This is a genomic window from Kitasatospora sp. NBC_01302 (genome assembly GCF_035976515.1).
GTDB lineage: Bacteria > Actinomycetota > Actinomycetes > Streptomycetales > Streptomycetaceae > Kitasatospora.
Genome location: NZ_CP108404.1, coordinates 4,536,565 through 4,562,497 on the forward strand (window position 1 = coordinate 4,536,565; position 25,933 = coordinate 4,562,497).

27 protein-coding genes and 3 tRNA genes are annotated in these 25,933 nt (G+C 72.8%); 18 read left to right on the forward strand and 12 right to left on the reverse strand.

The features are described 5' to 3' along the window. Positions 1–149: 149 nt before the first annotated feature. The 3 genes from OG294_RS19515 to OG294_RS19525 form a co-directional block, all read right to left on the reverse strand. A tRNA-Arg gene (locus OG294_RS19515) sits at positions 150–225 on the reverse strand. Positions 226–354: 129 nt separating this feature from the next. After that, positions 355–427: transfer RNA gene (locus tag OG294_RS19520), tRNA-Arg, on the reverse strand. A 160-nt stretch (positions 428–587) separates the two neighbouring features. Continuing rightward, a tRNA-Ser gene (locus OG294_RS19525) sits at positions 588–681 on the reverse strand. Between the two features lie 208 nt (positions 682–889). On the opposite strand from OG294_RS19525, the gene OG294_RS19530 reads away from it, so the two are divergent. Together OG294_RS19530 and OG294_RS19535 are read left to right on the forward strand one after the other, a co-directional pair. Further along, positions 890–4,297, forward strand: coding sequence for a PAS domain-containing protein (locus OG294_RS19530; protein ID WP_327067790.1), 3,408 nt, complete (start codon positions 890–892; stop codon positions 4,295–4,297). 50 nt (positions 4,298–4,347) lie between these two features. Beyond that, the gene (locus OG294_RS19535) at positions 4,348–4,875 is read left to right on the forward strand and encodes a GNAT family N-acetyltransferase (protein WP_327067791.1); all 528 of its coding nucleotides are present in this window, start codon (positions 4,348–4,350) and stop codon (positions 4,873–4,875) included. Between the two features lie 13 nt (positions 4,876–4,888). Here the strand turns inward: OG294_RS19535 and OG294_RS19540 are convergent, their stop codons facing one another. Continuing rightward, positions 4,889–6,565, reverse strand: coding sequence for a long-chain fatty acid--CoA ligase (locus OG294_RS19540; RefSeq protein WP_327067792.1), 1,677 nt, complete (start codon positions 6,563–6,565; stop codon positions 4,889–4,891). Between the two features lie 138 nt (positions 6,566–6,703). Next, the gene (locus OG294_RS19545) at positions 6,704–7,906 is read right to left on the reverse strand and encodes an FAD-dependent monooxygenase (protein ID WP_327067793.1); all 1,203 of its coding nucleotides are present in this window, start codon (positions 7,904–7,906) and stop codon (positions 6,704–6,706) included. A gap of 77 nt (positions 7,907–7,983) precedes the next feature. Between OG294_RS19545 and OG294_RS19550 the strand changes: the two genes are divergently transcribed. Then, positions 7,984–8,700, forward strand: a complete 717-nt coding sequence (locus tag OG294_RS19550) for a TetR/AcrR family transcriptional regulator (protein WP_327067794.1) — start codon at positions 7,984–7,986, stop codon at positions 8,698–8,700. 67 nt (positions 8,701–8,767) lie between these two features. On the opposite strand, the gene OG294_RS19555 is transcribed toward OG294_RS19550, so the two are convergent. The 7 genes from OG294_RS19555 to OG294_RS19580 form a co-directional block, all read right to left on the reverse strand. Next, positions 8,768–9,739, reverse strand: coding sequence for a glycoside hydrolase domain-containing protein (locus tag OG294_RS19555; RefSeq protein WP_327067795.1), 972 nt, complete (start codon positions 9,737–9,739; stop codon positions 8,768–8,770). Positions 9,740–9,999: 260 nt separating this feature from the next. Further along, a complete protein-coding gene (locus OG294_RS19560; protein WP_327067796.1) occupies positions 10,000–10,329 on the reverse strand; it encodes a hypothetical protein in 330 nt (109 codons plus the stop codon). Positions 10,330–10,611: 282 nt separating this feature from the next. After that, on the reverse strand, positions 10,612–11,976 hold the full coding sequence (locus OG294_RS19565; RefSeq protein WP_327071596.1) for an FAD-binding oxidoreductase: 1,365 nt from the start codon (positions 11,974–11,976) through the stop codon (positions 10,612–10,614). A gap of 226 nt (positions 11,977–12,202) precedes the next feature. Then, on the reverse strand, positions 12,203–12,943 hold the full coding sequence (locus tag OG294_RS41150) for a helix-turn-helix domain-containing protein (protein WP_442789178.1): 741 nt from the start codon (positions 12,941–12,943) through the stop codon (positions 12,203–12,205). Positions 12,944–12,956: 13 nt separating this feature from the next. Beyond that, entirely contained in the window at positions 12,957–13,187 is a 231-nt protein-coding gene (locus OG294_RS19570; protein ID WP_327067797.1) for a hypothetical protein, read from the reverse strand. Positions 13,188–13,729: 542 nt separating this feature from the next. Further along, positions 13,730–14,434 carry an HAD family hydrolase gene (locus OG294_RS19575; protein ID WP_327067798.1) on the reverse strand — a complete coding sequence of 235 codons (705 nt, stop codon included), beginning with the start codon at positions 14,432–14,434 and terminating at the stop codon, positions 13,730–13,732. Beyond that, positions 14,431–15,279: a GntR family transcriptional regulator gene (locus OG294_RS19580; RefSeq protein ID WP_327067799.1), complete on the reverse strand. Its 849-nt coding sequence runs from the start codon at positions 15,277–15,279 to the stop codon at positions 14,431–14,433. Before OG294_RS19580 ends, OG294_RS19575 begins: the two co-directional genes overlap by 4 nt. A 532-nt stretch (positions 15,280–15,811) precedes the next feature. Here OG294_RS19580 and OG294_RS19585 point away from each other — a divergent pair. The 15 genes from OG294_RS19585 to OG294_RS19655 all read left to right on the forward strand — a co-directional run bounded on the left by OG294_RS19585 (position 15,812) and on the right by OG294_RS19655 (position 25,919). Further along, complete coding sequence (locus OG294_RS19585) at positions 15,812–16,099, forward strand: hypothetical protein (protein ID WP_327067800.1); 288 nt, start codon at positions 15,812–15,814, stop codon at positions 16,097–16,099. Beyond that, entirely contained in the window at positions 16,096–16,230 is a 135-nt protein-coding gene (locus tag OG294_RS19590) for a hypothetical protein (RefSeq protein ID WP_327067801.1), read from the forward strand. The genes OG294_RS19585 and OG294_RS19590 overlap by 4 nt, the downstream gene beginning before the upstream one ends. Further along, the gene (locus tag OG294_RS19595; protein WP_327067802.1) at positions 16,230–16,508 is read left to right on the forward strand and encodes a hypothetical protein; all 279 of its coding nucleotides are present in this window, start codon (positions 16,230–16,232) and stop codon (positions 16,506–16,508) included. The genes OG294_RS19590 and OG294_RS19595 overlap by 1 nt, the downstream gene beginning before the upstream one ends. Further along, positions 16,505–17,455, forward strand: coding sequence for a DUF2637 domain-containing protein (locus OG294_RS19600; RefSeq protein WP_327067803.1), 951 nt, complete (start codon positions 16,505–16,507; stop codon positions 17,453–17,455). Before OG294_RS19595 ends, OG294_RS19600 begins: the two co-directional genes overlap by 4 nt. Then, positions 17,452–17,775, forward strand: a complete 324-nt coding sequence (locus OG294_RS19605; RefSeq protein WP_327067804.1) for a hypothetical protein — start codon at positions 17,452–17,454, stop codon at positions 17,773–17,775. The genes OG294_RS19600 and OG294_RS19605 overlap by 4 nt, the downstream gene beginning before the upstream one ends. Then, positions 17,772–18,152 (forward strand): RRQRL motif-containing zinc-binding protein, encoded by a 381-nt coding sequence (locus OG294_RS19610; RefSeq protein WP_327067805.1) that lies wholly within the window; start codon positions 17,772–17,774, stop codon positions 18,150–18,152. Before OG294_RS19605 ends, OG294_RS19610 begins: the two co-directional genes overlap by 4 nt. 42 nt (positions 18,153–18,194) lie before the next feature. Next, positions 18,195–18,644, forward strand: coding sequence for a hypothetical protein (locus OG294_RS19615; RefSeq protein WP_327067806.1), 450 nt, complete (start codon positions 18,195–18,197; stop codon positions 18,642–18,644). A gap of 20 nt (positions 18,645–18,664) precedes the next feature. Then, positions 18,665–19,426 carry a DUF4097 family beta strand repeat-containing protein gene (locus OG294_RS19620; protein WP_327067807.1) on the forward strand — a complete coding sequence of 254 codons (762 nt, stop codon included), beginning with the start codon at positions 18,665–18,667 and terminating at the stop codon, positions 19,424–19,426. 88 nt (positions 19,427–19,514) lie between these two features. Continuing rightward, a complete protein-coding gene (locus OG294_RS19625; protein ID WP_327067808.1) occupies positions 19,515–19,898 on the forward strand; it encodes a hypothetical protein in 384 nt (127 codons plus the stop codon). A gap of 122 nt (positions 19,899–20,020) precedes the next feature. Then, positions 20,021–22,162, forward strand: a complete 2,142-nt coding sequence (locus tag OG294_RS19630) for an FtsK/SpoIIIE domain-containing protein (protein WP_442789347.1) — start codon at positions 20,021–20,023, stop codon at positions 22,160–22,162. 220 nt (positions 22,163–22,382) lie between these two features. Then, on the forward strand, positions 22,383–22,598 hold the full coding sequence (locus OG294_RS19635) for a hypothetical protein (protein ID WP_327067810.1): 216 nt from the start codon (positions 22,383–22,385) through the stop codon (positions 22,596–22,598). Continuing rightward, positions 22,595–22,858, forward strand: coding sequence for a hypothetical protein (locus OG294_RS19640; RefSeq protein ID WP_327067811.1), 264 nt, complete (start codon positions 22,595–22,597; stop codon positions 22,856–22,858). Before OG294_RS19635 ends, OG294_RS19640 begins: the two co-directional genes overlap by 4 nt. Positions 22,859–22,874: 16 nt before the next feature. Then, positions 22,875–23,141 (forward strand): hypothetical protein, encoded by a 267-nt coding sequence (locus tag OG294_RS19645; protein ID WP_327067812.1) that lies wholly within the window; start codon positions 22,875–22,877, stop codon positions 23,139–23,141. Positions 23,142–23,229: 88 nt separating this feature from the next. Continuing rightward, positions 23,230–24,141: a bifunctional DNA primase/polymerase gene (locus tag OG294_RS19650; protein ID WP_327067813.1), complete on the forward strand. Its 912-nt coding sequence runs from the start codon at positions 23,230–23,232 to the stop codon at positions 24,139–24,141. Beyond that, positions 24,138–25,919: an ATP-binding protein gene (locus tag OG294_RS19655; protein WP_327067814.1), complete on the forward strand. Its 1,782-nt coding sequence runs from the start codon at positions 24,138–24,140 to the stop codon at positions 25,917–25,919. Before OG294_RS19650 ends, OG294_RS19655 begins: the two co-directional genes overlap by 4 nt. Positions 25,920–25,933: the final 14 nt, after the last annotated feature.

Genomic DNA, 25,933 nt, shown 5'->3' on the forward strand with positions numbered 1-25,933 from the left:
ACCCTCCTGTGCACACGATGTGACAAAAAGGAATCACGATCTAACGCCCCGTCACCCTCGCCACCCACGCGGTACCCCCGGGAACCACCCGGTCAGCCGCAGCGGCCCACAACGACGAAGGCCCCTCCGAGGAGGGGCCTTCGATCAGGTGGTGCGCTCAGCAGGATTCGAACCTGCAACCTCTTGATCCGTAGTCAAGTGCTCTATCCGTTGAGCTATGAGCGCCCTCAGGGGAATCGGAACTCCCCTGCGGTGTACTCCGACAGCCTACCCGATGCATGGCACCGGCTTGACCGTCGCGCACTTCGCAAGCGACGAGGCCCCCTGCCGGAGCCTGGGGCCTCGTCTTCGCGGTGCGCTCAGCAGGATTCGAACCTGCAACCTCTTGATCCGTAGTCAAGTGCTCTATCCGTTGAGCTATGAGCGCTCGCCCTGCCGGACTGGCCTGCGGGGCGGTGCGGGGACAACATTACATGAACGCCGACCTGGGGTGAAATCGATTGATCCCGGTGGGTCCGGGCCGGTCTGTGCCGCTCGGCCCGGAACGACGAGAGCCCCGCCGACCGAAGTCGGCGGGGCTCTCGATCTGGCGGAGGCTGAGGGATTTGAACCCTCGATGGGCTTTAAGACCCAAACCGCATTAGCAGTGCGGCGCCATAGACCGGACTAGGCGAAGCCTCCATCCACCCGGGCCCCATCGTCACCGATGCGGTCCGCGTGCCAGTGATGATGCCACAGCTCGGGGCTCCGGCACCAACCACTGGTTACGTTACTAGGCAGGTCGTCCTCTCGGCAAAAACAATGGGATACTCCAACCCCCGGGAGGCAGCCCGGTCCGCGAGCGAGAGTCGCGAACCGCAAGTCGTAAGTCGTGAGGAGACCTGTCGACGTGAGCAGCAGGCCGATCCGAGGCGCTGCTCGCCTCGCCGCGATACTCGACGCGCTCCCCGACGCGCTGCTGCTGGTGAACAGCAACGGCACCGTGGTGGACGCGAACCACGCCGCCGTGCGCAGCCTGCAGACCCCCGGCACCTCCCTGGTCGGGATGGGCGTGCTCGACCTGCTCCCCGACTTCGACCCCAGCCGGATCCCCGGGTCGATGCGGCCCGCTCCGCGCGACCAGGACGACGCCGACAAGCCGGTGCGGATGACCGCGCGCCGCACCGACGGCAGCACCTTCCCGGTCGAGGTGTCCGGCAACGACTTCGCCAACGAGGACGGCAGCGAGGGCCGCGGCTACGCGTTCGCCCCGGTCGTCCCGTACGACCCGTACCGGGACCGCGGCTCGCGCGGCGCCTCCAGCCCGAGCGACCTGCTGCTGCTCCTGGTCCGCGACCTCTCCGGCCGGCTCGGCGTGGAGGCGGAGCTGCGCCGTCAGCACAAGCAGACCGAGATGATCCTGCGGGCGGCCGCGGAGGGCGTGCTCGGCGTCGACCTGGAGGGCCGGGTCGTCCTGGTCAATCCGGCCGCCGCGCACATCCTGGACTTCCGGGCCAGCGAGCTGGGCGGCCGCGAACTGCACCCGCTGGTCCAGCACTCGCGCGCGGACGGCACCCCGCTGGCCGCCGAGGAGTCGGCGCTGCTCGACACCCTCACCTCGGGCCGCAAGCACCGGGTGCGCGGGGCCACGCTCTGGCGCAAGGACGGCCGCCCGGTCACCGTCGACCTGACGACGGCTCCGGTGCGCGACGGCGACCAGCTGGTCGGCGCGGTGATGACCTTCACCGACCGGACCAGGGAACTGGCGCTGACCGCGCGCGCCGACCACCTGACCGCCGTCCTGGAGACCGAGGTCAGCGGCGCCCTCACGGCGCTGCGCGAGCGGATCGACGCGCTGGCCGGCGACCCGGCGGGGCAGCTGTGGCCCGAGGCCAACTGGATGCTGCGCGCCCTGTCCGACGACTGCCGCCGGTTCGGCCTGCTGATCGACGGCGTGCTCACCCACCAGCGCTACGAGCGCGAGGCGGCGGGCGGCGCCGAGCCGCACGAGGGCCGGGAGGGCCGCGACGGCCAGAGCGAGACGCGCGAGGGCGCCGAGGCGCTCAACCGCGGGCAGACCACGCTCGACAAGCTGGTGTCCGGCGCGGTCGAGTACGCGGGCCGGCTGGTCGGCCCCGGCAAGCTGCGCTTCTCGGTGCACGCCGCCCCCGTGGAGGTGACCGCCGACCACGAGCGGCTGACCCAGGCGCTCGCGCACCTGGTGGCGGACGTGAGCGGCACGGCACTGGCGGACGGCCCCGGCACCGGCGGTGCTCAGGCCCCGATGGTGGTGCTCGCGGCGGCCCAACGCGGCGACGTGGCCCGGATCGAGGTGCGCGGCCCCGGGCGGGGCGGCAGCAAGGTCCACGTGCCGATCGCCCGCGGGCTGGTGGAGCGGCACGGCGGGGTGCTCCAGCCGCACGAACTGCCCAACCACGCGGGCACCACGTACGTCGTGGAGCTGCCGCTCGACGCGGCGGCGGCGCGGGCCGCGGCGGCGCGCGCGGCGACCAACGGCGGGCGTCAGGTGCCGCGGGAGACGGACACGGCCGTGCTGCCGGACCTGCCGGGCATGGCGGGCGGTCCCGAGCCGGCTCCGCGCCCGGCCGGTGCGGCGCCCGACGGCGAGGGCACGGCGCGGGCGGGCACGGCCTCGCCCGGTGGCCGGAGCGGATCGGCTGACCCCGGGTCAGCGCGGGACCGCGGCACCGAGCGCGGCCCGATCGCACTGGGCGCCGGGACCGGCGACCAGGCGGCCGACGCCGAACAGCGGCCGCCATCCCGCGCCCCGTTCGCGCTCGGTCCGGGGACCGGCGGCCCGCAGGCCCCGGACGCCGCCCAGGGCGAGCCCTCGCCCCAGGGACGGCCCACCGAGGCGGGCGCGGCCGCCATCCCGGGTCAGCCGTCCCGGCGGCGCCGGGCGCTGCCCGCGCAGGGCACGCCGGGCGAGCAGCCGCCGGCCGCCCTCGCGCTGCCGGGAGTGCCCGAGCCCGGCACTCCCCTGTACCCCGGCCTGGAGCACGCGCTGCCGGCCGTGCCCAGCCAGCCGCCGGCCGAGCCCGCGGTACCGGCCGAGCAGCCCACCGGGCGCCGGCGCCGGCTCGGCATCCCCGGCGCGGCGCAGCACCCGCAGCCGGAGGGCGGCCCGTTCGCGCTGGAGTCGGGGCGGCCGGCCGATCAGCAGTCGTCCGCCGGGTCCGGTGGCGCGCTCGCGCTGCCGCCAGTGCCGAGCGCACCGCCGGCCGCCGGCGACGAGCCGCCCGCACCCCAGCAGGTGCCGGTGGGCAGCGGGCTGGGCGAGCTGGCGCCGCCGCGTCCCACCGGGTTCGCGAGCGCCTTCCCGGCCGCGTTCCCGGCCCAGCCCGGCGAGGTGGCGGTGCCGGCACAGGCCGAGCCGCGGACCGCGCCGCGCGCGGTCGCCGAGCTGCCCCGGGCGGTGGACCAGGCGCCCTCGCACGGCGGGCCGGACGCCGACAGCAGCCTGCCCCGGCTCTCCGGCGAGGACGACCCGGTCGCGGGGCCGGGCGGCGGCGCGCCGCGGGTGCCCGAGTACCCGGACTACCCGACCATGGTCAGCCCGGCGGTCGACGGCCGCCCGCGCCGGCTGCTGGTCTGGCCCGAGCCCGACCCGTCCACCAAGCAGGCACTCCAGGAGCGCGGCTACCGCCCGGTGATAGTCCGCTCCCGCGAGGAGGTGGACGCCCAGGTCGCCGCCTACCCGGCCGCGCTCTTCGTCGACCCGCTGACCGGGCCGATCACCCGCACCGCGCTGCAGTCGCTGCGCACCGCCGCACTCAACAGCCGGGTGCCGGTGCTGGTCACCGCCGGGCTCGGCCAGGCCACCCGGGACGCCGCCTACGGCGCCGATCCGGCGGTCCTGCTGCGGGCGCTGGCCCCGCGGGACAGCGAGAACCACGCCGCCCGGGTGCTGCTGGTCGAGGGCGACCCGGACATCGCCGCCGCCCTGACCAGCAGCCTGGAGCGGCGCGGGATGCACGTCGAGCACGCGGTCTCGGAGAACGACGCGGTCTCCAAGGCCAGCAGCGTCCAGCCGAACCTGGTGGTGATGGACCTGCTGCAGATCCGCCGCCGCCGGCTCGGGCTGCTGGACTGGCTGCGCGCCAACGACCGGCTGCACCGCACGCCCCTGGTCGTCTACACCTCGGTGGACCTCGATCCGGCCGAGCTGCCCCGGCTGCGCACCGGTGAGACGGTGCTCTTCCTGGCGGAGCGCTCGACCAGCGCCGACGTGCAGGCGCGGATCGTGGACCTGCTCGGGCGGATCGGCTCGCTGGGCGAGGTCACCACCGCCGGGTGACGGGCGGAAAAGAGCCGGTCGGTGAACGGGCGGACGGGCAGAATGGCCGGATGATCATCCGCCTGGTCCGCCCGGACGAACTGACCGCCCTGCAGGAGCTCGAACTCGCCGCCGGACGCTGCTTCCACGAGGTCGGCATGCCCGAGATCGCCGGGGACGAGCCGCTGCCGCTGGACGAACTCGCCCGCTACCGGCGTGCGGAGCTGGCCTGGGTCGCCGTCGATCCCGCGACCGGCGGGCCGGCCGCCTACCTGCTCGCCGAGCCGGTGGACGGCAACCTCCACGTCGAGCAGGTCTCGGTGCACCCCGACCACGCGCGCCGCGGCGTCGGGCGCGCGCTGCTGGACCACCTCGCCGCGCTGGCCGCCGCGCAGGGCGCGCCCGCGCTGACCCTCACCACCTTCGCCGAGGTGCCGTGGAACGCGCCGTACTACGCCCGCTGCGGGTTCCTGCCGCTGGCCGAGTCGGAACTCGGCCCCGGGCTGCGGGAGATCCGCGCCCGGGAGGCGGCACACGGCCTGGACCGCTGGCCGCGGCTGGCGATGCGCCGGGCCCTGTGCGGCCCGGCGCAGCCCTGACGGAGCGTCAGGCTCACTCCTTGCCGAGCAGCGTGACGGTCAACTCGTCGGCGGCATAGGCGGCGCGGATCACCTTCTTGTCGAACTTGCCCACCGAGGTCTTCGGCACCGAGGCCACCAGCGCCCAGCACTCGGGCAGTTGCCAGGAGGCGATCCGCTCCGCCAGGAAGGCCCGCAGGCCGCGCAGGTCGACGGTGGCGTCCGGGCGCAGCACCACGGTGGCCAGCGGGCGCTCGCCCCACCTCTCGTCCGGGACGGCGACCACGGCGGCCTCGGCCACCTCCGGGTGCGCCATCAGGTGGTTCTCCAGCTCGACGGAGGAGATCCACTCGCCGCCGGACTTGATGACGTCCTTGGCCCGGTCGGTGAGGGTGAGGAAGCCGTCCGGCGTGATGGTGCCGACGTCACCGGTGCGCAGCCAGCCGTCCTCGGTGAACTTGTCCTCGGGGCGCTCGGGTTCACGGTCGGCGCCACCGTAGTAGGCACCCGCGATCCAGGGGCCGCGCACCTCCAGCTCGCCGGCCGCGACGCCGTCGTGCGGCATCCGCTCGCCGCCCGGGCCGGTCAGCCGCGCCTGCACGGAGGCCGGGAAGACGCCCTGGGTGACCCGGTAGGCCCACTCCTCGTCCTCGCTCAGACCGGCCGGCGGCAGGGCGTAGGTGCCCAGCGGCGAGGTCTCGGTCATGCCCCAGGCGTGCACCACCCGGATGCCGTGCCGCTCCTGGAAGGCGCGCATCAGGGCGGGCGGGCAGGCCGAGCCGCCGATCACCACCTGCCGCAACGACTGTGTGTGGTACGGAGTCTGACGGTCGATCGGGTGGTCGAGCTCGTCCAGCAGGCCGTTCCAGATGGTCGGCACGGCGGCGCTGACGGTGGGTCGGATCTCGTCGATCATGGTGGCCAGCGGCTGCGGCTGCAGGAAGCGGTCCGGCATCAGCAGGCTCGCGCCGGACATGAAGGCGGCGTGCGGGATGCCCCAGGCGCCGACGTGGAACATCGGCACCACGGGCAGCGCGATGTCCCGCGAGGTGAGGGCGAAGGTGGCCGCCGAGTTGACCTGCAGGCAGTGCAGGTAGATCGAACGGTGGCTGTAGACCACGCCCTTGGGGTCGCCGGTGGTGCCGGAGGTGTAGCAGATCATCGCCGGGCTGCGCTCGTCCAGCTCCTCCTGCCACGCGTACTCGGTGGGGCGGCCCGCGATCAGCTCCTCGTACTCGTGCACGGTGCCGGCGAAGTCGGCCAGCAGCGAGCGGTCGCCCGCGCCGCTGACCACGATGTGCTTGAGGGTGGGCGCCAACTGCGGCAGCACGCCGGCCAGCAGCGGGAGCACGCTGCCGCTCACGATGATCGCGTGGTCGGCGGCGTGGTTGATGATGAACGCCAACTGCGCAGGCGGCAGCCGCAGGTTGAGGGTGTGCAGCACCGAACCCATGGCCGGGACGGCGAGGTAGGCCTCCAGGTGGTCGGCGTTGTTCCACATCAGACTCGCGACCAGGCGCTCCGGGGTGACGCCGAGCTCGTCGCGCAGCGCGTAGGCGAGCTGGGCCGCGCGGGCGCCGACCTCGGCGAAGGTCCGCACCTCGGGCCCGTTCCCGGTCCAGGTGGTCACGGTGGCCCGGCCGTTGACCGTCGCGCCATGGCTCAGGATCCGGGCGACGGTGAGCGGTACGTCCTGCATGGTGCTGAACACGCGGGGTCCTCCTTGACCGGGCTGCCTGGCTGTCGGCCACCGCGCTTGCTACCGACTGGTAGCCGGATGGCCCGCTGCCGATTCTGGCCCCCGCGCGCGGTGGCTGTCAGCAGCTCCCGGCCGAATGAGACGATCAGCTCAAATGCCGCGGGCGGCACCATCGGCCGTGGGCGGCCGCCAGTCGAGCATCGGGGCGGCGGCGCGGACCACGGCGCCGTCCGGAAGCAGGCCGCCGAGGGCGAGCAGGGCGTCGCGGGCGGCGACCGCGAGCGGGGTGCGCAGCGCGATCAGCCGGGCCACCTGGCGGGAGCGGGCGGCCACCCGGGTGGTGCGGGGCAGCCGGTCGGCGCCGTAGCGGGCCAGGGCCGCTGCCACGGGCCCGGGGCCGGCCAGGTGGTGGGCGAGGACGACGGCGTCCTCGACGGCCTGGCAGGCGCCCTGGCCCTGGAACGGCGTCATCGCGTGGGCCGCGTCGCCGAGCAGGGCGACCCGGCCGCGGTGGAAGGCCGGCAGCGGGTCGGCCAGCTCCCAGACGTCGTTGCGCAGCACCGCGGCCGGGTCGGCGGCGGCGAGCAGCACGGGCAGCGGGGCGAACCAGCCGCCGAAGCGGCGCAGCAGTTCGGCGCGCTCGTCGCCGTCGGGCGCCCGGCCGCCGGGCGGGGTCCAGGCCGCGGCGTAGAGGTAGAGGCGGTCCTCGGCGAGCGGGACGGTACCGACCAGCGCGCCGCGGCCCCAGGTCTCGCCGAGCGGCAGCCCGGTCCTGGCCGGCCGCGGGACGATCGTGCGCCAGCTGGTGCAGCCCGCGTAGCGCGGGCCGGGGTGGTCGGGGAAGAGCTGCCCGCGGGTGGCCGAGCGCAGGCCGTCGGCGGCCACCACCAGGTCGGCGGTCAGCGGGCCGTCGGGGGTCTCCAGCACGGCGGGGCGGTGGGCGTCGCCCGGGTCGGCGAGGCGGACCGCACCGCCGGTGCGCAGTGCGCCGGCGGGCAGCCGGTCGGCCAGGGCCGCGACCAGCTCCGCGCGGTGCAGCACGACGATCGGATCGCCGTAGGCGCGGGCGAAGCCCTCGGTGCTGGTGCGGGCCAGCCGACGGCCGGACGGGCGGCGCAGGGCCGCCTCGCCCTGGGCCGCGGCGTGCGCCCTGATCCGGTCGCCGAGACCGAGCTGGTCCAGGGCGCGCAGCGCGTTGGGGGCCACGCTCAGGCCGGAGCCGACCGGGTCGAGGGTGGCGGCGCGCTCGTGCACGGTGACCCGCCAGCCGCGTCGGGACAGGGCGAGCGCCGCGGCCAGGCCGCCGATGCCGGCGCCGACGACGGCCGCGTACCGCTCAGGGGATTGCGTCATGGGACCGACGGTACTACGGGTGTAGTCATTCGTCACTACATCCGTAGTGCTGCGCTCGACGCGGGATGATCGGGGACATGAGTTCGCCGCGCGCCGCCCTGATCGCCGACACCGCCATCGCCCTGATCGCCGAGCGGGGGCTGCGCGGGCTCACCCACCGGGCCGTGGACGAGGCGGCCCAGCTGCCCGCCGGCTCGACCTCCAACCACGCGCGCACCCGGGCGGCGCTGCTGGCGGTCGCGCTGGACCGGATCGCCGAGCGGGAGGCCTCGGCGATGCTGCTGCCGCCGCCGGCGGACGGGGCAGGGCCGTCGGGCGGAGCGGGCGTGACGGGCGAGGTGGGCGTGACGGGCGAGGTGGGCGTGACGGGCGAGGTGGGCGTGACGGGCGAGGTGGGCGTGACGGGCGAGGTGGGCGTGACGGGCGAGGTGGGCGCGGCTGCCGGGGCCGAGCCGCGCGTCCTGCTGGCCGAGCTGCTGGCCGCCGGGGTGCACCAAGCGCTCACCGGGGGCCGGACGCTCACCCTGGCCCGCTTCGAGCTGGCCCTGGAGGCCACCCGGCGACCGGAGCTGCGGGACGGCTACGACCGCGCGGGTGCCCGGTTCACCGCGCAGCTCGCCCAGCTGCTGGCCTTCGCGAGCTCGGCCGATCCGCACCGGCACGCGCGCTGCCTGGTCCGCTGGGCCGAGGGGGTGCTCTTCAACGCGCTGGCCGGCGCCGGGCAGGCGCACGTCCCGGACCGGGCCGAGCTGCGGGCGGAGGCGGAGCGCTACCTGGGCGCGCTGCTCGGCTGAGCCGCGGGCTGCCCGGGCTCGGGCCCGACCGCGGGCTGCCCGGCCGAAGCGGCGGCCGCCGGCCGGCTCAGCGCGCCACCAGGGTGTCCAGCTGGTCCCGGTCGATCTCCAGGCCGACACCGCCGTGGGTCTCCTGGACGGTTCCGTGGTGCTGGTGGGCCCGGCGGTGCCGGGCCCACTGGTCGGCGCCCAGCACCCCACCGCCGTCGGTGCTGGCGCGGTCGTCCCAGTGGGCGTACCAGACGGCGTCCGGCAGCGGCGCCGCCCCGGCCCGGGCGGCGGCGGCCAGGTCGGTGATGCTGGAGTCGAGGCTGGAGTAGAAACCGGCGAAGTACCCGGCGGTGTGCAGGGCCTGGGTCCAGCCGAGGGTGAAGTCGACCACCGCCTTGGCGCAGCCGGCGTTGCCCGGCGGGTAGGCCTCCAGGTCCAGGTAGACCGGCGCGCCCTGGCCGATCCCGATCCGCCGCAGGCCCTTGACCGCCTCGGCCGCCTCCGCCTGGCCCTGCTGGACGGCGTGCGCCGGGTCGATCAGCTGCGGCCGGTCGGCCGACCGCGACCGGCCGGGCGGTGGGGCGCACGGCGCCTGCCGGCCCGCGTGGATGGGCACCAGCCGCCAGCCGAGCGCCCGGACCTGGCGGACCCAGTCGGCGGTCAGCCGGGGCTGGGCGCAGGCACGCTGGCCGCCGCTGGAGTAGATGCCGATCGCGCCGTACGGGGAGGCGCCGCGCCAGGCCCGCATGGTGTCCAGCGGCGGGGCGCTGCAGGCGTCGAAGGCGCTGCCGGTGAAGACGGTGCGGGTCACCCCGGCCAGCCGGGCCTGGCCTGGGTCGGGCAGCACGGTCGGTGCCGGGGGCGGCGCGGCGCGGGCCGCGGTCGACCCGGCCGCCGCCGTCGCCGCGGTCGCCCATCCGGCCGGGGACAGCCGGCCCGCCACCCCCGCGAGGCCGGGCCGGCCACCGGGGGCGGCCGTGGTGTCGGTGGCCAGCAGCAGGACGAGGGCGGCGGCCGAGAACGCCGTCGGACGCAGGTAGCGGACCATCCCCCGATCCTGAGCCGGACCCCGGGCGCGGCGGCCGAGCCGGGGGCGGACGCGCCGGTGCGCGCATCGAAGCCACCCGGTCGGCGCAGCCCGCGGACCGTCCGCGCCACGACATGCCAGTGGGCGGTGCCGTTGCCGACACCGCCCACGAACCGGAGCCCGGTGACCCTTTCCGTCTCCGGCGACGGCCGACTCGCCCACGCATGGCCGATCCGCCCGTCACCCGCCCCTGCTGGAGCGCGCTCACTGGCTCAGGGGGTTCACCCGCCGATGGGCGCGAAGACGATGTCCAGGTTCTTGTTGCCCTGCTCCGACAGGACCTGTCCGGAGTTCCCCTTCACGCCAAGGGTGTTGTTCTGGTTCGAGGCGCCGCTGCCGGTCGCCGTCTGCTGGGTGGCGTTGTAGTTGCCGTCGATGCCGCCGAAGATGTTGCCGCTGCCGGTGTCGGAGACGACGCTGCTGTTCGAGCCGTCGCTCGACCCGGCCACGTTGTCGGCGAAGGCGGCGCCGGCACCTGCCAGCAGCAGGCCTGCGGTGAGCGGTGCCGCGGCCAGTGCGACGACCAGCCGGGCGGTGCGGATGCGAGCCATGGAATCCTCCAGATAACCCGAAGTGGACTGACTACTGCGGGAGTTCGCGGCCAGACGAACCCCTGCGTGGCTGCGACGCCGAAATCAAGACTCCGCACCCGAGCACCGAACCGCCAGAGTCCACCGGGCAATTCGCTCGATCGCGTGATCCCGGAAAGCTAAACCCGATCCCGCAACGAGCCGATATCCACAGGTCGATCTCGGCCATCAGGGCCGCTGACCAGCACTGCTCCAAGGCCTTCTGAAGCCGCGCCACCCCCGTGGCGCCACCCCGGGAATGACTCAGAACAGCTTGCCCGGATTGAGGATTCCCAGGGGGTCGAACAATCCTTTCATCTGCTTTTGGACCTCAAGGCCGACCGGCCCCAATTCCCGTGCCAGCCACTCCCGTTTCAGCAGCCCGACCCCGTGCTCACCGGTGATCGTGCCGCCCAGCTCCAACCCGAGCGCCATGATCGCCTCGAAGGACTCCATCGCGCGCGCCACCTGCTCCGGATCCTTCGCGTCGAAGGCGACGACCGGGTGCGTGTTGCCGTCACCGGCGTGGCTCACCACGCCGATGGTCAGCCCGCACTGCTCCGCGATCCCGGCCACCCCCGCCAGCATCTCGGCCAGCCGGGAGCGCGGCACCGCCACGTCGTCCACCATCGTGGTGCCCAGGGAGTCCAACGCGGGCAGCGCCAACCGCCGGGCCTGGAGCAGCAGTTCCGACTCGGCCTGATCCTCGGCCGGCACCGCCTCGGTGGCCCCGGCGGCTCGGCACAGCTGCGCCACGGCCGCCAGCTCGCTGCTGCGCTCCGGACCGTCGAAGGCGACCAGGAGCAGCGCCCTGGTCGTCTCCGGCAGCCCCATCCGGCCGAACCGGTTGACCGCCGCGACCACCACCGAGTCCATCAGCTCCATCAGCGAGGGCGTGAACCCGGCCTCGGTCACCGCGGTGACCGCCGCGCAGGCCGCCGCCGTGCTCGGGAACTCGGCCGCCAGCGCCAACTGCGGCGCGGGCGCCGGGCGCAGCGCCAGCACCGCGCCGACCACCACGCCCAAGGTCCCCTCGGAGCCCACGAAGAGCCGGGTCAGGTCGTAGCCGGCCACCCCCTTGGCGGTGCGCCGCCCGGTGCGCAGCAGCCGGCCGTCCGCCAGCACGACGTCCAGGCCCAGCACGTACTCGCTGGTCACCCCGTACTTCACGCAGCACAGCCCGCCCGCGCCGGTGCCGATGTTGCCGCCGATCGTGCAGGACTCCCAGCTGGACGGGTCCGGCGGATAGGCCAGCCCGCGCTCCTCGGCGGCCCGCGAGAGCACCGCGTTGACCACCCCCGGCTCCACCACGGCGATCCGGTTCACCGGGTCCAGCTCCAGGATCCGGTCCATCTTCACCAGCGACAGCAGGATGCAGCCCGCCACCGCGTTCGCCCCGCCCGACAACCCCGTCCTGGCCCCCTGCGGCACCACCGGCACCCGCAACCCGCTCGCGGTGCGCAGGACGTGCTGGACCTCCTCCACCGTCCGCGGGAAGACCAGCACCGCCGGCTCACCCGCCTCGCAGAACCCGGCCATGTCGTGCCGGTACGCCCCGGTCACCGCCGGATCCACCACCACCGCCCCCTCGGGCAGCCCGGCCGCCAACCGGCTCGTCAGCTCACTCACCGTCTCGCCCACCGTCGGCTCCTCTCGTCGGAGGAGCCCAGTGTGACGGATCGTCACCGGAAATACCGCCGGCCCCTGACCAGCGATGCTGGTCAGGGGCCGGTCCACGCGGAGAGCGTGGGATTCGAACCCACGGTGACGGGTCACGCCACGACAGTTTTCAAGGGGGAAGGCGCTCATGGAGTCACACCTACGCCCACCAGCGGAAACAACGTTCGAGTCGATGCTACGTGGCTCTTTGGCCCCGAGATGGCCCCGGTCCTCGACCAGCACCAAAACGTTCGGTCCAAGTGGGCGACGAAGCCGCCGCAGGAACGAGAGTCCATTTCGTCCCGGATCGAGAAAGCTGATGATTACCCAGCAGCCCTGCATGCCGCCCAACGACCACTCGCAGCAACGCCCGATCCCATTCGTCGACCGGACGCCCGTCCCGACAGACACGAACAAAGGCACGTAACATCGAGGGAGACGGAAGCCGGCGGCCAGCGAGTACATCGCTGAGCGTGCTTCTCGGCAGGCCGAGTCCCAGCGCTTGCGCACCAGCTGCAAGCTGTCGCAGGGAAGGATCACCTGCCTGCATTCGCATGTGCACCATGGCATCCCTCAACTGCAGCGGCTCGTAGATGAAGTCGGGATCCACCACAGGCCGTGGCCGCCGCCGCGGAATCGGCTTCCCAGGGTTGCGGTCCAGGTAGCGGTAGTCCCGGACCGCCTGCTGCCATAGGCGCGTCGCAACAACCAGGTCACCCCCGCACGCGCTCACATAGCCCTCGACCGTCTTGAACGTCGGGAGGGTAGTGCCGCGATCGGCTCGGGACAGCGTCGCCAGCGAGCAACCCTGACGGCCCTCAAGCACGTCTACCATCTGGCGGTACGTCAGGCCAGCCCGCTCGCGCAGGTCCCTGAGGAACTGCGCGAGCGGCTGCAGAGGCGACTCCACCATGATGGGCGTCTTCTTGCGACCCATCTGATGTGAGCCTCTACAACCTCGCCGGACCAGCCGTCACGCCGACCTGTCGGAGCAATGAAGAAGCAACCATCCCGCCCGCCGCGAGCGCGGCGTACATGGTGGATGGGGCCACACCTGCGACGGTTAGCAGGGCAGCCAGCACGAGTACGACCACGACGATGACAACGGCGGGCGTCGTGGGGGTCGCAACGTCGTGCCCAGGAATCTGGACACGGAACTCCGCCATCTCACGGTTCTTCATGGGATCTCCCAACGCTGGGCAGCCCGGCTGGCTGCAACTGATCTTGCTGCTCGGCAAACCACTCCGGGATTGGCGTCCCAGAACGCAGTGGCTACACAGGAGATGATTGTCTGTCAGGCCAGCAGAGTCCAATCGCTGCCGCCGTTGTTTCAAACTGTCCAAGACTGGGCGATGAAACAAAAGCCCATCCAGACTGGGTACGTTTTGGGACGGGTCTCGCAGATCCCCAGGTCGGAAGTACTTCCAGGAGTGGAAGAAGAATCTTTGGGCCGACAGCTGTCCCACCCAGCCGGCAGCAGACGGTCCCATGCTCTGTTGTCAGCTGACAACGAGGCAGGGAGGATGTCCCCGCAAGCACAGCGCTGGGACCAGTAGGCACCCCGCGACGTTCTTGCGGGCTGGCCCGGCTCTTGCTGCTCGGCAAACAGAGGGTTCGGCCGGACCGTTGGCGCGGTTCGGCCATAGACCGGGAGAGTGCACTGCCCTTGCCCGGCATCGAAATGTGGTAGGGGCGTCGGCAGTCTGTCGGCGCCCCACCACACTCAAAGGGTTCCCAGGCCAGTGCCCAACACGTCGGCGATCAGCTGCATTGAGTCCACGACGACGACAGCCCCGGCGGCGGCCAGCCTGGCATCCTTCCCGGGCTTGTTCGCGTAGCCAATGGTGGCCACCCCGGCGGCGTCGCCAGCCTCCACGTCCCTGACCGCGTCTCCGATGAAGATGCACTCTCCCGGGCTACTGGCCGTGGTCTGCATCGCGTCCAGGAGGAGTTGAGGGTTCGGCTTCATGGACCCGGGGTCACCCGGAGTGCGCCCAAAGACTCCTGCCACGTAGTCGATCAGACCATGTGTGGAGAGGTACTCCTCGATCGCCACCCCCGCGTTGTTGCTGACCACCGAGACGGAGCGGCCGGAGCTGGCGCAGGCCCGAAGAACCGATTCGCCACCGGGGTTCGGCCGACCCACCCGAACAGCCTCCGTCTCCAGCTCTGCCAGCGCGTCATCAGCTACCGTCACGAGGTCGGGCCGGGCGTCAGCGACCAGGCGGAGCAGGGCGAGCGGGTCAGTCTCCGTCTCGCTGCCGGCCGGGCCCTGCCCGCCGGTGGCGAGCAGGGCCGCGCGGAGTCGATCCGCCACGTCAGGGGCCGGGAGCCCAGCAAAGACCGAGCACAGCGGCCCGTCGAAGTCGAGCAGGACGTGCTTCACCGGGCGAAGCACGTCCGCCAGCGACGGCGAAGCCGCGGTCACGGCTGACGCTCGTACGCGATGGTCGACCAGACGCTGTCAAACCACGTCTGAGCCTGCTGGACGTACTGCGAACCGAGCGACGCGTCATCCGGTCCAGCGGAGTGGTGGAACAGGGTGGTGTCCTTCCCGGTCACGTCGAAGAACGTGTGGCTGTTGCCGTCCAGCGCCACAGTCCGCTCGCGCAGAGGGTAGAAGCCGAAGAACGCTTCGGAGCGGTTCAGGATGTAGAGCTTGAAGAGGCTCGATGCCCGGTGCACCTTGACCTGAACGGTCGCGGACTGGACTAGCCCCAGCTCTGCCAGCACCTCCACCGAGTGCGCGATCCCGCCGGCGTTGGTCAGCGCGATGTTCCGCGCACGCTCGCGGAGAGCAGGCTCGTCCTGGAGTCCGTCGACCAGCACCGGGACAGCCATGGGCGCCGTGGTGTCCGGCAGCAACAGCCGCACGGTGATCGTCTCGGGCGCGAGGCGCCCGGAGCGGATCTTGTCCAGCGGCTCTTGCATCGCGTTGTGCAGCGTCTCGCTGGAGAACCCAGCGAAGTCCAGGGTGACTTGCTGCTGCTCGAAGGCGGCTTCGAGGTGCGGACGCAGGCCGACCGGGCGGGAGGTGCGCTCCCTGACGAAGGAGCCGCTGCCCTGCCGCGTGATGATCAGCCCCTCTGTGCGGAGCATGTCCAAGGCCCGGTCGATGGTCCCCCGCGCCACTCCGAAGTGCTTGGCGAGCTGAGGGCCTGACGGGAGCTTGTCCCCGGGCTCGAAGCCCGGCTTCTTGGTCAGGATCGAGGCCCGCAGAGAGCTGCTGACCTGCTGATATGGCGCGCGGGAGTCATCCGGGTCGAGGCTCATGCGCCAATGCTAGGGCAGGTGCTCAACATGCGCGAGAAACCCAACCCTCTTGACCTGCTTAAGCAGGTTGTCTATGTTGAGGGTGTCGCAACCGAGAAAGACGGAAGCGGCAAGAGAGGCCCTTCTTTGGGCTGCTCTGACCTGCACAAACGCGCCGGAGGGGTGGGGTGACAGCCCCCCGAAGGAAGCGGATGTTCATTGAGAATTGAACAGAGTGTCGAGTTACGACGGGGTGTCTCCCGTCCCCCTGACGGCTGGGTGAAGGCCGTCCTGTTGGCGCCAGGCAGTGAGGATGGCGCGCCGCGTGACGGACGCGGGCTCAGGCTGCGGTTGGTACCCCTGGCCGGGAGTGAAGTCCGTTCGTTCCGAGTGCCTTTGGTCCTCGATCCGCGCTGGTCTGTGGCGGGTCGGGGTCCATGGCTGCTCGTGACATGACGAGTGGTCAGGCCCGAGGTCGGGGTCGTCGCGCCTTGCTTGGCGGCTGCGCGACGACCCCTTCGGGCCACACCCCTTCGAAGCAGAGGTGAAACCCGTGAAGTCGATTGTTGCAGCCCAGCAGCCGGTTACGGCGCTGGAGCTCATCGAGCTGATGCTCGGTGTGGACGCGGACCCGCTCGGCGCACTGTTCGGTGGCGTGGCCGGCGAGTCCGAGGAGGAGTGGGCGGCGCGGACGGACGCGGCGCGGGACATCCTGGCCGACCTGGCCATGGAGGCCCCGGAGCTGGCCGCGTTCGCGGTCGAGCTGATGCGCGCCGCCCCGGTCCGCCTGCACCGTCCCCGGTCGGGGCGGCGGCCGGTGTGGTCGGAGATGGCGGCGTGAGCGAGCAAGCGCGCGAGGAGATCGCGCGGGCGGCTGCCGCCGCCGAGGAAGCCAGGCGGGCGGCTGCCGTTGCGGCGGAGGCCGCTCGTGTCGCCCGTGAGAACGCTGCCGCGCTGAAGGCGGTGGCGTGATGGGGCGGATCAAGGACGCGATCGACCGGGTGGTCGTCTCGTACTGTACGGACGGCTACGGCGCGCCGGCCGCTGACCGGCGTACGGCGACCGGGGCAGGGATGCTGGCCTCCACCGCCCACAATGCGGGGCACCCGGTGGCCGCCGCCGTGATCTCCGGTTTGGGGGCGGCGGTGATCGTCGCCGACGTTGTGGTCGGTCACCCCGAGCCGCCGGAGGACGGCTACGCGAGCTTCACCACCGACGGCGAGAAGCCGCGCCGGGGGTGGTCGTGGTGAGCCGGAAGGCGAAGGCGTCCATGGTGGCCGCTCTGATGGCCGTGGTCGCCATGGCGTTCCGGGTCTCCTGGAACGCGCTCAAGGACGTGGCGCGGGCGATCGGGGCCGACCCGACCGCCGCGACCGTCTACCCCCTGGTGGTGGACGGGCTGATGGCGCTGGCGCTGGTGGCCGCGTTGATCCTCGTCGGGTCGGCCCGGTCGTTCGCACTGCGGGTGCTGGGCGGCTACACCGCCGCGAGTCTGGTCCTGAACTACGTGCACGGCCTGGTCCCGGCGCTTGCTGTGCACGGGGCGGGTCGGGCACATCTGGCCGACTGGGCCCCGGCCAACTGGGCGCTGGTGCTGCTGGCCACCTCGCTGCCGGTCGGGGCCATCTTCTTCGGGTCGGACCTGGTGGCGAAGGTCCTCCATCACAAGCCGCAATCCTCGCAAAACGACCAGACTATGACGAATCGGTCGGGGTCTGAGCTGCCGGTTTCCGCCGACCCGGACGGGACCGGTCCGCTGTACGAGTCGCCCGACCCGGCGCCGTCGGCCAGGCCGACCGAGGAGCCGACCGTACCGGTGCCGGTGGTCGAGCCGGTCCGGCTGGTGAAGCCGACCGCCCCGCCTGCTGCTAGGCCGCGTCGGGCGACCGGCGCGGTGCCGCAGTCGGCCCGGACCGCGCTGCCCAAGCGCACCGCCGAGGAACTACTGACCGAGGCCCGGTCGGCCACCGCCGACTGGCCGGACGACGAGCTGACCGCCGACCGGATCCGGGGAGCGCTGCGCACCTCCGCCGCCAACGGCCGGATGCTGCGCGACCTGCTCAAGGCCGAACGCGCCGCACCGGTCGCCCTGCACGCCGTCCCCACCCCCGCCGCCGAGACCAGCACTCCGGCCGACGAGAACGGCTCCCACTCGCCCAAGTCCGCCCCGGTCGAGACCGAGGAGCAAGCATCATGACCACCCAGATCAACGCTGCCGGCGCCCTACTGGCCATCCTGACCGCCCACCCCGCCCTGCCCACGCCGCTTGTCGAGGTGCGGGAGCTGTGGCAGCCCGACGGGCCTCCGGAATGGGGCCTGCGGATCGCCCTGCACTCCAGCCTCAGCGACTTCGAGCGCTGGCGCGCCGCGCTGGGCATCGACACGGCCGACATCGACCACCGGGCCAGTCCCAGCAGGGAGCTGACGTGGCTCATCGTGACCGCCCGGCTGTACGGCGTCCCGGTGGAGCTGATCGGCTTCCACGACACCAACGAGCCTGACGAACCGGGCAGGTGAGCCTCCCGCGCTTCTGGGACCCGGACGGGTCCCGGCACGGCGGCACGCCCACCTACCCCTGGCGCATGGCCCCCGAGCACCTGCTGACCAGGCGTCAGCTGCGGGCGCGGGGCCTGCGTCCGGGTGGCCAGGATGTGGCCGCACAGATCCTCTGGAACTCCCGCAAGAGCGCGACCGGCCCCCGGGCCGCGTACCTGTACCGGCTGGACCTGGCCAAGCCCGTGCGGCCGATGACCGCGGGCAGGCGGGCCGCGCTGGCCGCAGCCAACCGGGCCCGCCGCACCTGCCCCGCCTGCGGGTGCGATGCCGGGTACGTGCTTCCGGCACACCTGGGCACCTGCCTGCCCTGCGCCGACGGCTACGCCGCGGCTGCCTGAAACCCCAACCATTTTGCTCCACAAACCCGTTGGAGATCCGCGATGAACTCCGTTCGCGCTGCCCGCTTCGCCGCCGCCTACGCCCTGCTGCGCGCGGCGGCCGACGTCGCCGACCACTGGATCCAGAGCGACCACCAGGCCCAGACGAAGGGCCAGCACGACCACACCGAGGGCCAGTCCAGCGCCGCCGGCCACCGCGCCTGCGCCGCACACGTCGCCTCCTACACCGCCACGCAGGGCGCCGTGCTGCTGGCCGGCGGCGCGGTGCTCGGCCTGCGTCTGCGCCCGGCCCCGGTGGCCGCCGCGCTGGCCCTGTCCGCCGTCACGCACTACATCGCCGACCGGCGCGAGCCCCTGCGCCGGGTGGCCGACGCGACCGGCAAGGCCAACTTCGTGCGGCTGGCCGACCACGGCATGAACGGCGCCTACGCCCTGGACCAGGCATGGCACCACGCCTTCGAGACCGCCGCCGCCCTCATCGTCTCCGCCTGATCGCCGGAAGGACCACCGTCATGAGCACCGTTCGTACCCTGCTCGCCACCCGCGCCGCCCACCTTGACCTGCGGCTGCCGGTTGGCAACGCCCGGGTCTGCGTGGACCCCGCCGCGCGGGCCATCACCGTCATGCTCAGCACGCCCGATGACCAGGGCCCGGCCGCCGACGCGATCCACCGCGCCCGCTGCTGGGAGGACCAGGCCCTGAACATCCAGGTCCCCGAGGTCGAAGGCGGGGTGACCGTCGTCGGCAGCGGCGGTCGCAGCGTCTACCAGTCCTTCGGCACCGTCACGGGGAACGTGACCGGGGTGACGATCGTCAACGGCCGCGTCATCGTGGGCGGTGGCGGCCCGCTGGTCGGTCAGATCACCGCCACGGTCACGCTCCCGCCGACCGCCGCGATGGTCTTCCGCAGCGTCTCGGGCGACCTGAACGCCACCGACCACCTGCCTGCTCTCGGCTTCACCAGCACCTCGGGCGACCTGCGAGCCCAGTCCGTCGAGATGCTCGTGGCCTCGACCGTCTCCGGCGACGTGCAAGCCGAACGCGTGGGCCAGCACCTGACGGTCGAGACGACCTCGGGAGACGTGCGGATCGGCGTGCACGAGGGCAGCGACGCCGCGATCACGACGGTCTCCGGCGATGTGCGCCTGACCGCCGGGCGCCGATCCAGCGGCGAGCTGTCCGTGAGGACGGTGTCCGGGGACATCGAGCTGCACGGCACCGCCCACCTGGCCGTTCGCTCCTCCACTGTCAGCGGCCGTAACCGCCGCCGCTGACTCCCCCCGGGACGGCCGCGTGCTTGGCGGCTGGTCGGCCGTCCCGGGTCTCTTCACCACCCATCGGATGAGCAGGAAGAGAACCATCATGCCTGGATTCCTGGAACGCGCCGTGGGCGCGTTCTTCGACAAGCACGGCGACGAGATCACCGACCAGGTCCGCGCGGCCACCGCCGGCATGCCCGTAGGCCGTGCGCAGGGCCGCATGCGCGGCGAGCACGACGCGTGGGTCCGCAGTGCCCGGCTCGGGCGCCCGTACTGGGCACCGGACGCCCGGTGGATCGTGTTGGACGACGCCCGTAGGACCCGTACGTGCTACGGCGAGTACGTGTTCACCCGCCGCTCGGCGAGCGGCCTGCACACCGCCGAGGGTCTGTACTCCTGGGACCTGTGGTTCCAGCACCGGGGCCTGTTGGAGCGCGCTCCGCAGGCCGTTGAGGCCGCGCGTCACGGCAGGAGGGACTTCCGGTGAGCCAGATCCACAGCACGCCGACCGACGGCCCGGGTGCGGTCGTTGTCGACCTGTCCAAGGCCCGTGCCGCCCGCACCGCCGCCCTCGGCCCGGATGCCGGATCCGTCTACGCCGACCCGCCCATGGCCAGGCCGGTCGAGGACACCATCCCCGCCACCCCCACCACCCCCGCCGTCGAGGCGGGCACCGCCCGGTCGGTGAGGGTCCCTGGGTGGGCGCGCGGGCGCCGCGCGGTGGCCGTGCTGCTGACCGATGAGCGGACCCGCACCACGGCCCGCCTGGTGGTGCGTCACGGCTCCTACGTGGTGGCCGGTGGCGGCATCATGGCCCGCCGCGCGTGGGACGGGCGCACGCTGGCCCGCTACGAGCGGATGATGCGCGCCAGCGAGGCGGCTGGGCAGCACGAGCAGGCCCTGGAATGGGAGTACCGGGCCGCGATCTTCCGCGACGCGCGCCACCAGCGCCGCATGGACCTGCTCACCGCCCCGCAACGCATCGCCAAGGGCGCGGTGGTCGGCACGGCGGCCACCACGGGCGCCCTGCTCGGTCTGGGGATCATCCTGGCCGTCGCGGAGAGGAACATCGCGGATGTGGTCGCCCCCGTGATGACCGCGATCGAGGTGGTGCGGTGGGCGGTGTTCCTCGTGAGCATCCTCTGGGGGCCGGTGGTGGCGGTGGGGCCGTGGCTGGGCCTGCTCGGCCTGTGGCACGTCGGCCGGGCCCGCCAGGCCGCCCCGGCCTGGACCCTCCCGGCGAACGAGACCAGCAGCGTCGGGGAGCCGATCACACCCTCGATCGTGGTCACCGCCCTGCGGGACCTGGGGATCGCGCCGCTTCGGGCCGCGATCCGCGAGATGGGCGACGCGGGGGCTGCGATGCTCGGCCCGATCCGGATCGCCGGATGCGGCGTGGAGGTGGACGTCACCCTGCCCTCGGGGGTGTCGACGGACGAGGTGCAGAAGCGTCGGCGCAAGCTCGCCGAGAACCTGTCCCGGCACGAGCACGAGGTGTTCATCACGATCCCGCAGGCCGCCCGCACGGTGCGGCTGTGGATCGCCGACTCCGGCGCGCTGGACGAGCCGATCGGACCGTCCCCGCTGGTCATCGACCCCGATCTGAGCGCCGACCTGTACAACGGCCGCGCCCCCTGGGGCCAGGACCTGCGCGGGGATGCCGCCCTGCTGAGCCTGTTGCAGCGCCACCTGCTGATCACGGGCCTGTCGAACCAGGGCAAGACCGCCTCGCTGCGGTCCCTGGCGCTGTGGCTGGCACTCGACAGCTCGGTGGAGTTCCGCATCGCCGACTTGAAGGGCGTGGGCGACTGGCGGATGTTCGATGGCCTGGCCACCGTGCTGATCCAGGGGCCGACCGACGAGCACGTCATCGCCGCCACCGAGATGCTCGAAGAGATGGTGGCCGAGATGGAGCGGCGGATCGCGCTGCTGGAGCAGTCCGGCGCCACCGACGGCGTCACCCGGGAGATGGCCCGCACCGACCCGCGGTTCCACCCGATCGTGGGCCTGGTGGACGAAGCGCAGGTCGCGTTCATGTGCCCCGCGGTCGGGCCGGACAAGCGCCCGTACGGCGGGACCAAGGCCACGTCCCGGTACTTCATGGCCGTCCGCAAGATCCACAACCAGGGGCGCGCCGTGAACGTGACCCTGTGGCAGGGCACGCAGGACCCGACGAACGAGAACCTGCCCAAGCTCGTGCGCGAAGGCGCCCACATCCGCGCCTCCCTCGTGCTCGGCACCGAGGAGCAGGCCCGCATGGCCTTGGGAGACAAGGCCGTTGACGGCGGCGCGGCCCCGCACAAGCTGCGGCAGGGCCTGGACAAGGGCACCGTCGTGGTCGCCGGGGACGGCGTGAAGCTCGCCCCCGGACAGAGCAGCATCACGATCCGCACGCACTTCGTCTCCGGCGAGCAGGCCATCGAGACCGCCGGGCGGGCCAAGGCCCGCCGCGCCGGCGTCACCACCTTGGCCGCGATCGAGAAGCCCGAGCAGGGCATCGACGCGCTCGCGGACATCGCGGCCGTGCTCGGGGACGCGGCACGGGTGCGGACACAGGAGGTGCTGCAGCGGCTGGCCGCCGCCAACCCGGGCGAGTACCGGGAGTGGACCTTCGGTGATCTCAAGGCCGTGCTGGAGGCGGCCGGTGCGGCGCCGTACAAGTCCGACGGGCAGATGGTCGTGGCCCGCGCCAAGGTCCTGGCCGCCCTCGAAACCCGGGACGCCGACACCGCCGCTGGTGACTCCGAGTAAAGGGAGTCCCGAGGGAGGCAGGGAGAACTCCCTCCCAGCCTCCCTGAACCCCCACCCCTGCCCTGATCAGCACAGATAACCGCAGATCACCGCGTCAGGGAGGCAGGGAGCCACCCATCGGCGCCCCCGGAGGGCGCCCTGCGGCGGGTGTTCCCGCCGCCGGGACCTCCCTCCCTCTCACTCACAGCAACCAAGCCCGAGCACCGTGAAGGAGCCCCCTGTGACCGCTCCCTCGGCGATCCGGCCGCTGGCCGCCGCCCACTTCACCGACGCGCTCACCGCCGCCGCCGACCAGCAGCCCACCGCCGCCCTGGCCGCGCTCATGCGCATCGACCCCCAGTCCTGGACCGCCATCGAGCAGCGCTGCGCCGCGCTCGGCACCAGCGTCATCGACGCGATCGCCTTCGCCACCCGCCACGGAGGGACCACCCCGTGAACACCCCCGACCTGATCACCTGCGCCCTGTTCACCGGCACCGCCGTGGCAGCCTCCGGGCTCGCCGCCTGGACCTGGCACGGCTCCAAGGCCGAATCCGCCTCCACCACCGCCGTGCTCGCGTGGTCCGCCGCCCAACGCGCCCAGCAGACGACCGACGGCGGCACCCCGCCCAGCGGACGCGAGCCCGCCCCGCTGACCGAGCCCGCCCCGGTGCGGCTGGCGGCGGTCATCGACATCACCACCCGCCGCGCCGCCTGAACCAGGAGACCGCCGCTTGAACCTGCACTGGCGCCTCGCCCCCAGCCACGGCCGCAGTCCCGCCCTGATCCTCACCCAGCGCCCGAACCCGAACTGCCCGCACTGCTTCGGTGACGGCGGCTTCGACTACGGCGACGAGGAGACCGGCGAGTACGCGGGCACCGACTTGTGCCCCTGCTGGCACCCCGGCCACCACTTCCGCCTCCTGCCCCTGCCCAGCTGGGCCGCCCGCCGCTGGTTCGGCTGGCGCGAGCCCGTCTACAGCGACGAGCCGCCGTTCTAGGCGCGCGGAGCGGCCGACACTCCCGGTCAAGGAAACCGCCGGCCGCTCCGCCTCCCTGCTCACGTACCGAGAACAGGAGATCCCCAGCATGACCCTTACTCGCTCCACCGACCACCCCGGAGCCAACCGCCCCTCGTCGAATTGGACGAGGGCCCGGGCGCACGCCCGAGGGGCGGCCGAGCGGCAGTTCGCCGCCTTCCCGCTGTCGCGCATCAAGCTGCCCGCCATCGCGGGTGCCCACCGCGACCAGCCGGGGGTGCTCTGCACTGGGCAGTGTGGGGCGTTCGGGCACGGCGTGCACGACGCGACCACCGAACAGGCCCGCCTGGAAGCCCTGTTCGCCGTGGCGCCGTGGGCGACCGGGTATGGCATCGCGTGCGGCCAGCCGCCGTTCCACCTGATCGGGCTGGACCTGGACCGCAAGAACGGCCTGGACGGCGTGACCGCCCTCGCCGCGCTGGCCGAGCGGCACGGGTTCGCCGTTCCGGAGACGGCCACGGTGGACACCCCCTCGGGCGGAGTGCACCTGTGGTTGTCCGCTCCGACCGGGGTGCGGATCAGCAACTCGGCCAGCAAGCTCGGCCCGGGCATCGACGTGCGCGGCAGCGGCGGCTACCTGGTCGGTCCGGGCTCGCTCGGCTCGGCCGGCCGGTACGCCTTCGCGCCCGACGCTGACCCGAGCCACATCGCGCCCGCCCCTGTAGCGCTTCTCGCGCTCCTGGCGCCCCCTCAGGCTGAGCCGGAGCGCCGAGTGCCTGTACCGCACGGATCAGGCGGCAGCGGGCGCTTGGCTGCCCTTGAAGGCGTCGTTCTGGATGCCGGAGAGGGCGAGCTGAACAACCGGCTGTTCTGGGCCGCGTGCCGCGCGTTCGAGGCGGGCATCGACCCACACCGCGTGGAACAGACCCTGCTGGACGCGGCCGTGTCCAAGGGCCACCCTGAGCGCGGCGCGATGGCCACCATCGCATCCGCCCGCCGCAATGCCCGGACCAGCCGGTGAGCGCCCCCGAGGGCAAGGGCCCCTCGCAGGCATCGCTGCTGGTAGCCCTGGCCCGGTCTCGCTACGAGCTCATCATGTCCGAAGACGGCCGCCCGTACGGCGTCCCGATCGGCGGGCCCGCGGTGGTGATGCCGCTGCGCGGCAGGGCCGGGCTTCGCTCGCAGCTCGCCCGACAGTTCACCGACGAGAGCGATGGCGCGGTGCCCTCCCAGTCCGCGCTCGCCGACGCGATGACCGTGCTGGAAGGCATCGCCGCCGCTACCGACCCGGTGCCGGTCCACCTGCGGGTGGCTGGCGGACCGGGCCGGGTGGTGCTGGACCTGGGGACCGCCGACGGGAAGTGCGTCATCGTCACCACCGATGGCTGGCAGGTCAGCAACCGCTCGCCGGTCCTGTTCCGTCGCTCCGGCGCCATGTCGCCCATGCCGGAGCCGGTCCGCGGCAAGGGTGGGCTGGCACTGCTGCACGGGCTGCTCAACATGGGCGACGAGTCGTTCCATCAGCTCGTTGCCTGGCTGGTGGCCTCCTGGATCCCACACATCCCGCACCCGGTGGTGACGTTCAAGGGCGAGCAAGGCACCGGCAAGTCCAAGGCCGCGCAGACCGTGATCAACTTGGTCGACCCATCCGCCGCGACCAAGCGCAGCCAGCCCAGGGACGTGAAGGCGTGGGCCACCCAGGCGTTCAACTCCTGGGCGCTGTGCCTGGACAACGTGTCCAACATCCAGCCGTGGCTGTCGGACACCCTGTGCAAGGCCGTGACTGGCGACGGCATCGTGGACCGAGCTCTGTACACCGATGATGACGTGGTGGTGCTGACGTTCCGTCGGGTGCTGGCCATGACCACCATCGACGCTGGCGCCCTCGCGGGTGACCTCGCCGAACGCATGCTGCTGCTCGACCTGGAGCTGATCAGCGAGGAGAGCCGCCGCAGCGAAGAGGAGCTGGACACCGCGTTCCGATCCGCCCGGCCGGCCATCCTCGGGGCCCTACTGGACCTGCTCGCCAGTGTGCTCAAGGTGCTGCCGGGTGTGAAGTTGGACCGCATGCCGCGCATGGCCGACTTCGCCCGAGTGCTGGCCGCTGTCGATCAGGTACAGGGCTGGCACACCCTGGACTCCTACACGGCCGGCGCGGCGAACGTGAACGCGGATGCGCTGGACGGCGACCCGTTTGGGTCGGCCGTCGCCGAGTTCGCCGAGCAGCAGGCAGCCTGGACCGGCAGCGCTGCCCGGCTGCTCGAACTCATCCCGCCGCCGGACGGGTTTCACCCCAAGTGGCCGAAGGACGCGACGCGGGTCAGTGGCCACCTCAAGCGGATTGCTCCGATCCTTCGATCCGTCGGGATCGGCTACGACGACAGCTGCCGGGCCACCGACCGCAAGCGGACGCGGCTCATCACCATCAGCGTCATCCGAGGGCGCGGGAATTCAGCGTCCGCCGAGGTCACAGCGTCCGCAACCGCCGCTGACCAGCCCACTCTCGCGGACGCTGACCCTCCTGACAGCGTCCGCGACCACCCCTCACAGCGTCCGCACGCCCCGGCTGCGGACGCTGCGGACGCTCGTGCGGACGCTGGCTCAGCGTCAGCGTCCGCGCGCAACAGCTTGCCTGACCAGCGCGGGGGCACCATTGCGGACGCTAAGGACGCTGCGGACGCTGCTTTGCAGCCAGTCTCTGGCCAGCAACCCATGTGCAAAGTCTGCGGAACCCCCATGAACGAGGTGCTGGCCGCGCTCGGCGCGACCAAGCACCCAGCCTGTGCCCCGATCACCTGACCGAGAAGAGGTTC

Excerpts from the sequence above, each read along its gene's own strand:
- OG294_RS19535 (WP_327067791.1), top strand. The coding sequence starts at position 4,348 with ATGATCATCCGCCTGGTCCGCCCGGACGAACTGACCGCCCTGCAGGAG.
- OG294_RS19545 (WP_327067793.1), bottom strand. The coding sequence starts at position 7,906 with ATGACGCAATCCCCTGAGCGGTACGCGGCCGTCGTCGGCGCCGGCATC.
- OG294_RS19550 (WP_327067794.1), top strand. The coding sequence starts at position 7,984 with ATGAGTTCGCCGCGCGCCGCCCTGATCGCCGACACCGCCATCGCCCTG.
- OG294_RS19555 (WP_327067795.1), bottom strand. The coding sequence starts at position 9,739 with ATGGTCCGCTACCTGCGTCCGACGGCGTTCTCGGCCGCCGCCCTCGTC.
- OG294_RS19560 (WP_327067796.1), bottom strand. The coding sequence starts at position 10,329 with ATGGCTCGCATCCGCACCGCCCGGCTGGTCGTCGCACTGGCCGCGGCA.
- OG294_RS41150 (WP_442789178.1), bottom strand. The coding sequence starts at position 12,943 with ATGGGTCGCAAGAAGACGCCCATCATGGTGGAGTCGCCTCTGCAGCCG.
- OG294_RS19570 (WP_327067797.1), bottom strand. The coding sequence starts at position 13,187 with ATGAAGAACCGTGAGATGGCGGAGTTCCGTGTCCAGATTCCTGGGCAC.
- OG294_RS19580 (WP_327067799.1), bottom strand. The coding sequence starts at position 15,279 with ATGAGCCTCGACCCGGATGACTCCCGCGCGCCATATCAGCAGGTCAGC.
- OG294_RS19595 (WP_327067802.1), top strand. The coding sequence starts at position 16,230 with ATGGGGCGGATCAAGGACGCGATCGACCGGGTGGTCGTCTCGTACTGT.
- OG294_RS19605 (WP_327067804.1), top strand. The coding sequence starts at position 17,452 with ATGACCACCCAGATCAACGCTGCCGGCGCCCTACTGGCCATCCTGACC.
- OG294_RS19615 (WP_327067806.1), top strand. The coding sequence starts at position 18,195 with ATGAACTCCGTTCGCGCTGCCCGCTTCGCCGCCGCCTACGCCCTGCTG.
- OG294_RS19620 (WP_327067807.1), top strand. The coding sequence starts at position 18,665 with ATGAGCACCGTTCGTACCCTGCTCGCCACCCGCGCCGCCCACCTTGAC.
- OG294_RS19625 (WP_327067808.1), top strand. The coding sequence starts at position 19,515 with ATGCCTGGATTCCTGGAACGCGCCGTGGGCGCGTTCTTCGACAAGCAC.
- OG294_RS19630 (WP_442789347.1), top strand. The coding sequence starts at position 20,021 with ATGGCCAGGCCGGTCGAGGACACCATCCCCGCCACCCCCACCACCCCC.
- OG294_RS19650 (WP_327067813.1), top strand. The coding sequence starts at position 23,230 with ATGACCCTTACTCGCTCCACCGACCACCCCGGAGCCAACCGCCCCTCG.